We start from the raw sequence: 12,623 nt of genomic DNA, 5'->3' as shown, positions 1-12,623 counted from the left end.
TGAGGCTATTGGCGACATCTGGATGTTCTTCACCCAGCAGTTGACGCAAGAGTGCCAAAGCTTGGATGTAAAGGGGTTCGGCTTGGCTGTATCTGCCTTGGGAACGGTAGAGTTCCGCTAGGTTGTTAAGGCTAGAGGCGATATCTGGATGTTCTTCACCCAGCAGTTGACGCCTGAGTGCCAAAGCTTGGATGTAAAGGGGTTCGGCTTGGCTGTATCTGCCTTGGGAACGGTAGAGTTCCGCTAGGTTGTTGAGGCTATTGGCGACATCTGGATGTTCTTCACCCAGCAGTTGACGCAAGAGTGCCAAAGCTTGGATGTAAAGGGGTTCGGCTTGGCTGTATCTGCCTTGGGAACGGTAGAGTTCCGCTAGGTTGTTGAGGCTAGTGGCGACATCTCGATGTTCTTCTGGCAGCAGCTTACGGCTGAGTGCCAAAGCTTGGATGTAAAGCGGTTCGGCTTCGCTGTATCTGCCTTGGGAGTTGTAGAGTGCCGCTAGGTTGTTGAGGCTGGTGGCGACAGATGAATGTTCTTCTCCCAGCAGCTTTTTAGTGACTTCTAGACATTGTTCATACCAGGGTAAAGCTTGATTATATAAACCTTGACCATTGTAAAATCTAGCGTTACCCACGAAAGGCCAAAGTAAATCATCATTGCTGACGTATTGAATGAGATGATTCGCTACTTCAGCTATATGAGGTATGGTGGGAGAAACTGCGCTGATTTGCTCAAGGGTGGGCGAGTAAGGAATATATTGGGCAACTGCTACCATTACCCGACAAAGCGATCGCTTTAATTCCTCTCCCTTATCTAAACCTGTAAGCTTATATTGAAAAAACTCCCGCAGTAGAGGATGCAGTTGATATATTCCCTCATCTTTGCGCTGGAGTAAATGCAGATTCAGCAAGCGATCGTCTCTGATTTCTTCTAAATCTTCGGCATCTACCTCTGGTAAACACTGTTCTACCAAGTTCCAAGATATGGGTGCGGCTGCAAATAAACTCAATAAACAACCCAATTGTTTATCATCGTCCTCTAATTCCTGCCAACTCAACTCAAAGGCTGCCAACACACCTCGTTGTGCTGTCATGTCGGCTTCCGACTTAGATTTATACAGGGAACGCTCATCTAATCGCTTATTCTCCAACCGCCGCAACATTTCTGTTAAAGATAAATCCTGTTTCCGCGCCAGATAGCGCCCCACTAATTCCACACCCAAAGGTAAATATCCCAGCCACTCACACAACTGATTTGCTAAAGCTAATTCTCGCTCAATTCGCCCCGGTGTTTCTTTGAGTAAAGACTTCAACAACTCCAGCGCCGCCTCTGGTTGCAGCACATCCAAAGATAACTTTGCGATGCGTCCCAAGTTCTGGCGCGTAGTTATCAGCACTTTAAACCGAGAAGGTAGCGACTGTAAGTAAGGCTTAACTTGCTCGTAATCGCTGACATCATCCAACATTAGCAGCACATCACCCTCACGCCAACGCCGCCAACAGTATTGCACTTGGGCGAGTAAATCAAAATCTTCTGGCGGCTTTAAATCAAGTTGCGTTCTCGCAAACTGCACAACTTGAATGCCCACATCTCCAGTTTTTGCGAGCAACCAGCAAAGCCCACCATTATATGTTTCGCGGTGCTTGATGGCATATTGTAAGGCGAGTTCTGTTTTACCAACTCCACCCATCCCGGCAATAGCTGCGATCGCAACTTGTTTATTATCCTGCAAAAGTTGGTGAAGATTTTGCAATTCTTCTTCACGTCCGACAAACTCCACCACCCCACTCAGGGGTAAATTTTGCGGTGTTTCAGTAGAGGGATTTAACTTTACCCGTTCCCGTTCGGGCGGCTGTAGTCAGAAGTTAAAGGTATTACCAGAAACAGTATTAGTTCCGCCTTTAATGATTATCCCTTTATAGTTTTCAATAGTTTGAGTCAATTGCGGTTGAGCTTCTTTAGCCAATGCTTCCACTGCTTGAGCAATTTCATCATCTTTCTTTGCCGCTTCCTCTACTTGCTGCCCAACAAGATAAGCCTGATTGTAATCTAAAGGTTGTGTTTTAGCCTGTTCGAGAACCTTCGCCGTGCTAGGTTCCTTACGTTTCAGCAAAACTAACAACTTTTCGCCTTCATCCCAAGCCTTTTCGCCGATGATTTCACCAGTTTTTTCAAAAGCTTTGGTGATTACCAAGGTTGCGATCGCAGCTGCTGTCAGCGATACTGGCTCCATGAGTTTCCCAAAATATACGATATTTTACTTATGGTTCTCAGTCTAATACCAATTAATATGAACTGCATATAATGAAGAAAAGCAAACTCGGTAAGTTTACATACCCGTGAGCCGCCCATTTAAGATTGAGATTGCAGAGAGCAAAGAGTAACTAAAAAAACGTCTACAAACAGCGTCTTTGGAAACACACAAAGAAAAGCTACAGATATTGTGGTGGCTCAAGAGTGGTTAGGTTAAGGAGCAACAAGAAATTGGAAAACGTTTGGCGAAAGATACCTCAACTGTCATAAGGTATTTGCAAAAGTATAGATCAGGTGGTCTAGATGAATTACTGTCAATCAAAAAATTTACACCAACGATGCCAGGGTTAGCTAAAGGATTACGTGTCAATCCTTGTAAAATTGTATGAATCGTTTGAGATGGTAGTAGAAATTGAATCTATGAATTCTAAACAAAGGGCAAAATGGGCGAAAATTAGAGTAATAGGAAGATTCCGCTATAGCATCTTTTATGGATTTTTTTTCTGGGGAATTTTCACCGATGTTTCACTGGCAATCACTATGACTATTATAGAGAAGAGATTTTTGATAGGTGTTATAGAAAATAGATTTTTGATTCCAACTTTGTTATCATCATTTTTACAACGATTGTTTATTGGTCTGTTTATTTTTCCAATAATTGGATATTTTATGTTCAATTTTCTTTGGTCTTTTAATGAAAAACAGTATAATCAATGAAGTATGAATATCCGAAGCAGTATTTATCGATTTTGCTTACTTTAAATTTTTAGATACCCGACTTTTTCAAGAAATCAGGAATCTCTTAGTGTTCATCCTGAAACTGGACTTGATAGTTGATTCATTTGCGGAAGTTTTTGGATCTAAATCTAATTTCATAAAGTCCTAGTAAACCTGCTGCAATTAGCAAAGGTAAAAAATAATAGACTCCCCGATAAGCTAACATTGAACCCAAAACTGCCGCCGCCGAAACTTTTGAGGAGAGAATCAGCAAAATTATAGTTTCAAATACTCCCAAACCACCGGGTACGTTACTAACCACACCTGCAAACATCGCTAGTAAATAAATTCCCAAAAAGTCTAGATATGACAAAGATATATTGCTAGGAAGTAAAGCATAAAGAACTGCTGCTGCAAGAATCCAGTCAAAACTAGAAATTGCTATTTGAGCCAGGGATATTGTAAAAGAAGGAAATCGAAATTCATTTCCACGAATTATTAATGGTTGTTTTATAAAAATACTTCCTAGTAAATAAGCCGCAACTAATAGCAGAAAAATTACGCCGATGGGACGTACAGTAGCAAAAGGTAAATGTAATTGAGTGGGAATCTTCAGGGGGTTGATGAGGAACAATAAACCTGCAACGGCAAACATTCCCAACCAAAAGGTAAAATTGGCGAAAGCAATTACTTGAGCGATCGCAACTGCTGATACTCCCCAACTAGCATAAAATCGATAACGGATAGCACTACCAGTCAGCAAGGCAAAACCGATAGTATTACTAAATGCAGAGCTAATAAAGTTAGTAAAAGCTATCTTATTCCAACTTAGGGAACGATTAATGTAGTTAAAACCTAAGATATCGTACCCAATCATCACTAGATAGCCCAAAGTTGTCAGCCAAATTGCCCAACTTACGCGGCTTTTGGGAATAGCAGCTAGAGAGTTGAGGATATCACGATAATTATACTCACGTAATTCGTTTGCGATCGCCAACAGGGAAAGCACCAGCAGCAACAAGCCAAACAAAGAACTGAAATTCAGTTGCAGCTTTTTAAGCATAGTGAAGAAACTTATCCTAACCTTGACTTTTAATTTACAACCAGTCGTAAAGTTTCCATTCTGTTGACACAGCATTGACATATCATTTGCATAAAATTTTGAAGGCAAGCAACGACTACCCCATGCTCAATTCCCTTCAAAGATGAACTACAAACAATCTAAAATTCTCTTGCTATTTTCAGTATTAACCCTAGTTAGCTGTAATTTTTACCAAAGTGTCGTCGCAAAACCACCGCAACAGCAGAATTTACAAACAATGCCTTCCGTTGTTCCAATCCAGCACAATACTAGCAACTCAGAAAGTCTCCTAACCTATAAAATTGAAACCTACGATAGTCAAGCAATGGGTGCAAGTCGCACTTATGGCGTTTCTTTGCCTCCTGGCTATGAGCAAAACCTAAAACAAAGTTATCCTGTAATCTTTCTCCTCCACGGCGGACATGGTAATCCCAGTGATTGGTTTATTAAAAATAAGGGACAAGCTCTCAAGACTTTAGAACAACTTTATGCTACAGGTAAATTGCCACCCAGCATCATCATTACACCAGATGGTAACGACAAACGCGGCTCTAGTCCGTACCGAGATCCCGAATATATCGATGGCCCTAACGGTAAAGTCTCTACAGCCGTAGGCGATGAGTTAGTAAAAGTTGTACAAAGCCGTTATCGTACAATAAATAATCCAGATTTTTGGGCGATAGGTGGTTTATCTTCTGGTGGTTGGGGAGCAATAAATGTGGGATTACACAATCTGGATCGTTTCTCGATTTTATTTAGTCATAGTGGTTATTTTAATGATAAAAGTGGCCCAGCAAATAGCCCAATATCTTATATCAAAACTATTCCGGTACAAGCTCAAAAAAAATTGAAAATTTACCTGGATTCGGGTACATCAGATATTGATGAAATCCGCGAAGCCGAGCGATTTAGTAAAGTACTAGATCAACTGAAAATTTATAATTCTTTTCGTGAGTTTCCTGGCAGTCACACTTGGCAATACTGGCGGAAACATTTAGCAAACTCATTGACATTTGTCGGCGAACAATTTCGAGCTTCAGAAACAGCAAATATGCCTGATAATTTAAATATTAATCGCAAGAAAGTTAATCAAAATAATTGAAAATTCCTCTGAGCAATAAGACTACACCTAACTGTTGATACTTAAACATTAATGTGAAAAACCCTAGTGCAATTTTTCAGCAGATTAATTATAGTAGCTTCTAACGGAGGTGATTTTTTTTACTTTAAAAGAGTATGAAGATTTATAAATTGTTAATTGGTTTAGTAGGAGCGATCGCACTCCTCACTAGCGCTGGTTATTATTATGTATTCACCTTAGGTGCGCCACAACTAGACCCACCAAAAAAAGAGGCAAATACTGGGCTAAAGTTTCAATTAGCAACCTTCAACTCCCAAGCGATGGGTGCAGTCCGTAACTACGGCGTGATTTTGCCCCCTAGTTATAACAAAAATCCGCAAAAGCGCTACCCTGTGATATTCTTACTACACGGTGGTCATGATGATGCTCGTGCTTATGCTGATAAATATGCACTTTTAGATGTATTGCATGAACTTTATCAAAGTGGAAAATTACCGCCATCGATTGTGATTACACCTGATGGTAATGATAATCGCGGTTCTAGTCCTTTATACGACCCCGATTATTTTGATGGCCCGAATGGCAAAATGGGGACTTTGATTGGTTCAGAATTAGTACAAGTTGTCAAGTCGCGCTACCGCACTTTGGAAGAACCCCAATTTTGGGCACTGGGAGGTTTATCTTCTGGAGGATGGGGGGCATTTAATATTGGATTACGCTATCTCAACAACTTTCAGATTTTGTTTAGCCATAGCGGTTACTTTACTGATGACAGCGGTTCACAAAATAGTCCTCAACAAATTGTGCAACAGCTACCAGTTAAAGACAGAAAGCAATTGCGTGTTTACCTAGATGCAGGTGTGAACGATACTAATTTGCTAGCTTCTACCAAAACTTTTAACGAAACCTTAAATAAATTAGGAATTGCTCACGTATTCTATGCATTTCCTGGAGGTCATGGTTTGTCTGGTGCTAATGTAGGTTGGAACTACTTCCACAAACATCTTAAAGATTCACTCTCCTATGTCGGAGAACAGTTTAAACAATTAGGAGTTAAGAGTTAAAAGTTTTAACGCCAAAACAAATGACCAATGACAAATGACAAATGACAAATAATTTAAAAACTCAGATTGGACTTTGGAGTGCAGCTTTCCTAACAGGTTTAGTCGGAGTAATAAATTTATTATCAGCAGTTACACCTAACCTGTATGGGCGGACTCACTGGTTAAAGGAATTTTTACCATTTGAAATTCGTGCCACCGGTCATATATTTGCAGCATTGACTGGGTTTGTTTTATTAACACTTGCTACTAATTTATTACGCCGTAAAAGAATAGCCTGGTTACTGACCATTGGTTTACTAATAATTTCTATTTTCAGCCATTTGCTGAAGGGACTGGACTATGAAGAGAGTCTACTTTCTGGAGTTTTGCTGCTGCAATTAATCTTGATGCGCCATTATTTCACGGCGCAATCAGACCGTCCTTCCATTGCACGGGGAGTCAGAGTGCTGATAGGCGCTTTATTATTTACTCTGGCATACGGAACTATTGGATTTTACTTGTTAGACGGTAAGTTTTCAGAGAATTTTAATTGGCGTGAAGCGACAGTTCAGACTTTGGCGATGTTCTTCACCGAGGATAATTGGGGACTGCAACCAAAGAGTCGATTTGGAGAATTTTTTGCTAATTCTATCTATATTATTGCCGCAGGTACTATTACTTATGCAATAGTAATGCTGTTGCAACCTGTGTTTTGGCGGAATCTAGCAACTACAAACGAGCAACGAAGAGTTAAAGAAATTGTCGAGCAATATGGATGTTCTTCTTTAGCAGCGCTCACACTCTTAAATGATAAAAGTTATTATTTCAGTCCTTCGGGTAATAGTGTAATTGCTTATGTTCCCAAAGGACGGGGCGCGATCGCATTAGGAGATCCCATCGGCCCCATTGAAGACCGGAAAGAGACAATTATTGCTTTCCAGCAGTTTTGCCAACGTAACGACTGGTATCCTGGCTTCTACCAAACTATGCCCGATGATGTTGAGCTTTACAAGTCATTGGGGTTTAAGGTACTCAAGATTGGAGAGGAAGCGATCGTTGATCTCAAAAGTTTTACGTTACAAGGTAAAGCCGGTAAAAACTTTAGACCATCAATCAGTCGTTTAACTAAGCTAGGATACCAAATTGACTTTTACCAACCACCCATCGCCAATGATTTATTGCATCGGCTCAAACCTGTAAGTGATGAATGGCTAAAAATGGTACAAGGTTCGGAAAAACAATTTTCTTTGGGTTGGTTTGACGAAGCTTACCTGCGAGAGTGCGAGATTGCTGTGGTGCATAATCCTGAAGGTCAGATTAGCGCCTTTGCCAACATTATCCGGGAGTACCAACTTAACGAAGCGACTATTGACATGATGCGACATCGCTCATCTCTTGAAAATGGCACAATGGACTTTCTATTTATTTCCCTGCTCCAGCATTTTAAGGAGTCTGGTTACGATAGCTTTAATTTCGGTCTTTCGGCGCTTGCAGGAGTTGGAGACAACCCCGAATCGCGCCGCTTGGAGAAAGTATTGCACTATCTTTACGAGCATTTGAATCGCTTCTACAACTTCAAGGGACTGCACGCCTACAAAGACAAGTTCCGTCCCCGTTGGGAACCGCGTTATTTGGTTTACCCCAGTTTAGCTGCCTTACCAGATGTAGTTGTAGCATTAATTCGCGCAGATTCAGGCGATCGCCTCTTCGATTATTTCAAACCCGGAGCCTAAATGTGCACTCAAAAAATTCGCAATGATTTTGACTAAATTGCCTTATACCATAACACCTCATTGCACAGCGATGTCTAGCAGGGGCGACGCCGACACAACTTGGTATTTATATGATACAATTGTACTATAAAAGTATGAATGTCTGATAAGTATGCAATGCCAAGTACAGCTTTGCCTAAGTTCGTAGCGAATAAACTCAAACAAACTTTGCGCTCCTCTGCGCTATACTCTGCGCCCCTCTGCGTTTAAACTCAAATCCTCGATTGTCCACGAACTTACCATTAAATTTCGCACGGTAAGAACAGTTTATTTTGGAATATTAATAAACTTCAATAACAGTAGATTTAAAAGATTCTTGACCTTTATCTGGAAGGTGGCAATATGACAAAGAATCAAATTTCTCTAGTAGAGCTAATCCAACTTCTTGCACAATACCGTAATAATATTATCGTCAATATCAAGCACTTACAAGAAGATTATCAAAGAACAGGTATTAAGCGTATTAGAGGTGTTAGAAACGAAAATGGAGAACTGGTACAACCTTGGTTAACAACAGAATATATAGATAATGCTGAGTATGTTGATATGGGCGATTTTCAGTTTAGCCGCAACACGGCTACTCTTAATATGCTTGTCAAGCGTAGAGTTAAACTTGCCAAATTTGAAGACCAAACTCCTACTATTGAAGTAGCAGGTTTGTTAGTAAATGAACTCAACACCTTTAATAATTATACGATTGTAAATGACGGCAAAATCAATGTAAATTCATTACAAGTAAAAATTAGCAGTAAAAAATTCTTTGATTTACTCAAACAAAAAGGCATACTGGACGCAGAAGAATTTGACTTCCGAGCAGAATATACGATTCAGTTAGATAACTTGCCACTTGTAGCTGCTAATAGTCGTTACGGCAGTATTGATGGACTATTCGATGAACTAGCAGAAATTAAAGTACTGACTAGTATTATTTGCGCTCACTTAAAAAAGGAATCAGATGTATTTATCGAGGCGCAGTTAGATGAGTTTAAAAAGCACTATCTATCTAAGAATACTTACATCAACTTTCCTACAACCAATGAATACACTGATATCACTGAAGCTTTAGCTAATGGTACTATTGACTCAAAATTGAGTTATAAAATCGATATCGGCAGTCAAGATATTCTGAACTTGAGTAAGTTACCTTCTGCTAACAAGTTTCTCAATAGAATGTATCGTCTTTACGACAAAGAAACTGGAGAAATTATCATTAAACCGAGTTTCGAGACGGCATTTAATCAGAATCTCGCTGTGAGGCACAGATTGCTATCATCACGAACCAAGATTACAAAAGTTGACGAATTGATGAAACCAATTTTTGATGATTTTCTTGGGCTTGAGCAAAATGGTATTGTTGGAGGTATTCTTCGGAAAGTCGGTGCTGACAGTTTAGCGCAGTTATTGCAGGATAAACAAATTGGTAAGCAGATAAACAAAGAAGAAATGGTTGCAGCTTTAACAGTGGCAAATAAAAAGTTAGAACAATATGCAGAAAATATCTATCAAGATAAAATATCTCCCTTAGTATTTTACATTGGTTCTACTGGACTATTGCCAGATCAAATGGAAGCCAAAGCCATGACTGCTGATGAAGCTGCTGCTAAATACCCAAACTTGCAATTTTCTAAAGATGAGCAACAAGGCAGTTTTTTTGCAGTTGGTGATAGTATTATCAGCATTTATAGCAAGACTGAATATTACAGCAAAAAGGTAACTACCCTAAATCATTTGTGATCCAAAAAATCCCCGACTTCTTTGAAAAGTCGGGGTTATATGGGTTAGAATTATCACAAATCAAATAGGACTACTATAAATAATCCATTATCGCTTAAAAAGCTGCTGACTCTTCCCCAAGCAATGACTGTATAACTAAATCAGCAATACTAGCCAGTCCCATCCCAAATTCTGGAATTATGAATATAAGCATCATTGCAAAGAGTCCGAATTGGGTATATTGCAATGGCTTTAGCTTAGGAAAAATTTCGCTGAAAATATGAAATCCATCAAGTGGTGGAATTGGCAAGAGATTAAACAAAAATAATGTCAAATTAATCCGACCTGCTAAGTAAAAAAAATCTTCACTCAAAAGCCCTGAAAGACTGAGATTAGGTTCTCATCTATACCGACTGCAATATATCGGAAAGCTGGCTAAAACAGCATTTGTATCATAAAATACTATATTTTGCTAATCAATCTCTCAGTGCAATAATAAACCCTTATGTAAATGTTATTAAAATAACTACGTAAAAGCCCATAGTAATTATTCGTATATTTTGTAAATAAAAATTCATCGATTTTATGCTCAGAAATTGCTTTTATGAATTTAAATAGTCTTTTTTAATATTTAATGGTGTTGCTATCACAAGTAAAAACACGTAATTTACATTAAAAGCTTTAGTATATAAAGCTATCGTGTCCTTAATGACTTCTGAGATATTTCAGCTTTATTAACCAATCTTTGTTTATAACTGACCAAAAAGTAATTCTCAGTCATTTATTGCTTGGTTATATTTAATACTGCTGTAATAAATATTATTTACTAAATAATTTAAAAATTAATACAGTCATTAGGCAGGATATCAACGGCTTATTGGTATTATTTTGATGCACTAACGCAATGATGATGAACAACAATGGATGAAGATCAGCGTCGGTCTTATTGGCGTGCTAATACTGCTTTAATTCGTAATCTTTTAATTGTCTGGGCATTGGTTTCCCTAGTTTTCAGTATTTTGTTGGTTCAACCTTTGAATGCAATACGGTTTTTTGGCGTACCCTTTGGCTTTTGGATGGCGCAACAAGGATCAATCCTGGTATTTGTGGCTTTGATTTTCATTTATGCCTTTCAAATGGACAAGCTAGACGCCAAATACAATATCAAGAAGTGAGGAAAAAGCGTGTCAGTTGAAATTTGGACTATTGTATTAGTTGGACTTTCCTTTGTCGTCTACATTTATATTGGTTGGCAATCACGAGTTGAAAATAGCAAAGACTTCTTTATAGCAGGTCAAGGAATACCCTCAATTGCTAATGGTGCAGCCACCGCCGCTGACTGGATGTCGGCAGCCTCATTTATTTCAATGGCGGGGCTAATTTCTTTTTTGGGTTACGACGGTTCTATTTATTTAATGGGGTGGACGGGAGGCTATGTACTACTGGCATTATTGCTGGCTCCCTACTTACGGAAATTTGGTAAGTATACAGTGCCAGATTTCGTAGGCGATCGCTACTACTCTAATATCGCCCGTTTGGTGGCGGTAGTTGCAGCCATTTTCGTCTCTCTCACCTACGTTGCTGGACAAATGCGGGGCGTAGGGATTGTTTTTAGCCGCTTCCTCCAAGTAGATATCAATACAGGCGTAATCATCGGTATGGTGATTGTCGGCTTTTTCTCTGTGTTGGGGGGCATGAAAGGCATTACCTGGACACAAGTAGCACAGTACTGTGTGTTGATTTTTGCTTACCTGATTCCAGCGATCGCGATCGCCTGGTTTCTCACTGGTAATCCTATTCCCCAACTAGCATTTACCTTCAGTGATATTGGAGAAAAACTCAATCAAATTCAGCTTGACCTGGGTTTTAAGCAGTATACTGAGCCATTTGTGAACAAGTCCATGCTAGATGTGTTGTTCACCACCATTGCTTTGATGGTAGGCACGGCTGGCTTACCCCATATCATAGTTCGGTTTTACACAGTACCAAGCGTGCGTGCAGCTCGCTTTTCTGCTGGTTGGGCATTACTATTTATTGCCATTCTTTATACAACCGCTCCAGCCCTCTCCATGTTTGCTCGCTACAACCTGATCGATTCTTTGCACAATCATACAGTTGCAGAAGTGCAGCAGCTAGACTGGGCGGCAAAGTGGGAAAAAACTAAACTTTTGGGTTTTGATGACATAAATAAGGATGGTCGTCTCCAGTTAACTCCAAATAAAGACACTAATGAAATAAAGATCGATCCAGATATCATCGTGCTTTCCACCCCAGAGGTAGCTAACCTCCCTCCGTGGGTGATTGGCTTGGTAGCGGCTGGCGGTTTGGCTGCTGCTTTGTCTACAGCATCAGGTTTATTGCTGGTAATTTCCAGTTCCATCGCCCACGATATCTACTACCGGATCATAGATTCATCAGCCTCAGAACAAAAACGGGTGTTTGTCGGGCGGATCATGGTAGGTTTTTCCCTCGTCCTCGCAGGATATTTTGGGGTGAATCCGCCAGGATTTGTGAGTCAGGTGGTAGCTTTTGCCTTTGGTTTAGCTGCTGCTAGTTTCTTCCCGGTGATTTTTCTGGGGATTTTCGACAAGCGCACCAATTCAGAAGGTGCGATCGCCGGCATGTTGACGGGTTTAATTTTTACGATAATCTACATTGTCGGCGTCAAGTTTGGGGGTATGCAACCCTGGTTTTTTGGGGTTTCTCCCGAAGGAATTGGTACTTTGGGGATGCTAATTAACTTCGCTGTCACCCTATTAGTTTCACGCCTAACACCACCTCCTCCAGCAGAAATTCAAGCGATGGTAGAAGACCTCCGCACCCCATTGATTGAAGAATAGAGCATTGGGCATTCGGCATCCCTTCGGCTTCTTTGCGAGACGCACTCGCGAACGCTCAGGGCAATTGGGCATTCGGCATTACATTGGTTATTAATTATTCTCCCCTGCCCCTCTGCCCCTCTGCCC

11 protein-coding genes are annotated in these 12,623 nt (G+C 40.2%); 7 read left to right on the top strand and 4 right to left on the bottom strand.

Annotated elements, in window-relative coordinates; translation table 11 throughout:
* Together AC1F2U_RS33845 and AC1F2U_RS33840 are read right to left on the bottom strand one after the other, a co-directional pair.
* Positions 1 to 1,780 (bottom strand): tetratricopeptide repeat protein (locus AC1F2U_RS33845; protein ID WP_480265121.1); only part of this gene is annotated, 1,780 nt, incomplete at its 3' end.
* Positions 1,781 to 1,855: 75 nt separating this feature from the next.
* Positions 1,856 to 2,230 (bottom strand): hypothetical protein, encoded by a 375-nt coding sequence (locus AC1F2U_RS33840; protein WP_480265120.1) that lies wholly within the window; start codon positions 2,228 to 2,230, stop codon positions 1,856 to 1,858.
* A gap of 440 nt (positions 2,231 to 2,670) precedes the next feature.
* Here AC1F2U_RS33840 and AC1F2U_RS33835 point away from each other — a divergent pair, with 440 nt between their 5' ends.
* A complete protein-coding gene (locus AC1F2U_RS33835; protein WP_480265119.1) occupies positions 2,671 to 2,967 on the top strand; it encodes a hypothetical protein in 297 nt (98 codons plus the stop codon).
* Positions 2,968 to 3,088: 121 nt separating this feature from the next.
* On the opposite strand, the gene AC1F2U_RS33830 is transcribed toward AC1F2U_RS33835, so the two are convergent.
* On the bottom strand, positions 3,089 to 4,030 hold the full coding sequence (locus tag AC1F2U_RS33830; RefSeq protein WP_480265118.1) for a lysylphosphatidylglycerol synthase domain-containing protein: 942 nt from the start codon (positions 4,028 to 4,030) through the stop codon (positions 3,089 to 3,091).
* Between the two features lie 142 nt (positions 4,031 to 4,172).
* Between AC1F2U_RS33830 and AC1F2U_RS33825 the strand changes: the two genes are divergently transcribed.
* The 4 genes from AC1F2U_RS33825 to AC1F2U_RS33810 all read left to right on the top strand — a co-directional run bounded on the left by AC1F2U_RS33825 (position 4,173) and on the right by AC1F2U_RS33810 (position 9,678).
* Positions 4,173 to 5,150: an alpha/beta hydrolase gene (locus tag AC1F2U_RS33825; protein ID WP_480265117.1), complete on the top strand. Its 978-nt coding sequence runs from the start codon at positions 4,173 to 4,175 to the stop codon at positions 5,148 to 5,150.
* A gap of 134 nt (positions 5,151 to 5,284) precedes the next feature.
* Positions 5,285 to 6,193 carry an alpha/beta hydrolase gene (locus AC1F2U_RS33820; RefSeq protein ID WP_480265116.1) on the top strand — a complete coding sequence of 303 codons (909 nt, stop codon included), beginning with the start codon at positions 5,285 to 5,287 and terminating at the stop codon, positions 6,191 to 6,193.
* A gap of 41 nt (positions 6,194 to 6,234) precedes the next feature.
* Positions 6,235 to 7,905 carry a phosphatidylglycerol lysyltransferase domain-containing protein gene (locus tag AC1F2U_RS33815; RefSeq protein ID WP_480265115.1) on the top strand — a complete coding sequence of 557 codons (1,671 nt, stop codon included), beginning with the start codon at positions 6,235 to 6,237 and terminating at the stop codon, positions 7,903 to 7,905.
* Between the two features lie 381 nt (positions 7,906 to 8,286).
* A complete protein-coding gene (locus AC1F2U_RS33810; protein WP_480265114.1) occupies positions 8,287 to 9,678 on the top strand; it encodes a hypothetical protein in 1,392 nt (463 codons plus the stop codon).
* 94 nt (positions 9,679 to 9,772) lie between these two features.
* Here AC1F2U_RS33810 and AC1F2U_RS33805 read toward each other — a convergent pair whose 3' ends face one another.
* Entirely contained in the window at positions 9,773 to 10,030 is a 258-nt protein-coding gene (locus AC1F2U_RS33805; protein WP_480265113.1) for a site-2 protease family protein, read from the bottom strand.
* 547 nt (positions 10,031 to 10,577) lie between these two features.
* Between AC1F2U_RS33805 and AC1F2U_RS33800 the strand changes: the two genes are divergently transcribed.
* Positions 10,578 to 10,832, top strand: coding sequence for a DUF4212 domain-containing protein (locus tag AC1F2U_RS33800; protein WP_289794861.1), 255 nt, complete (start codon positions 10,578 to 10,580; stop codon positions 10,830 to 10,832).
* 9 nt (positions 10,833 to 10,841) lie between these two features.
* The gene (locus AC1F2U_RS33795) at positions 10,842 to 12,497 is read left to right on the top strand and encodes a sodium:solute symporter family protein (protein ID WP_480265112.1); all 1,656 of its coding nucleotides are present in this window, start codon (positions 10,842 to 10,844) and stop codon (positions 12,495 to 12,497) included.
* Positions 12,498 to 12,623: the final 126 nt, after the last annotated feature.

The sequence above is a fragment of the Nostoc sp. LEGE 12454 genome, from assembly GCF_056620565.1.
Note: the sequence above shows the minus strand (reverse complement) of the source record. Positions and strands in the feature narration are given on the sequence as shown.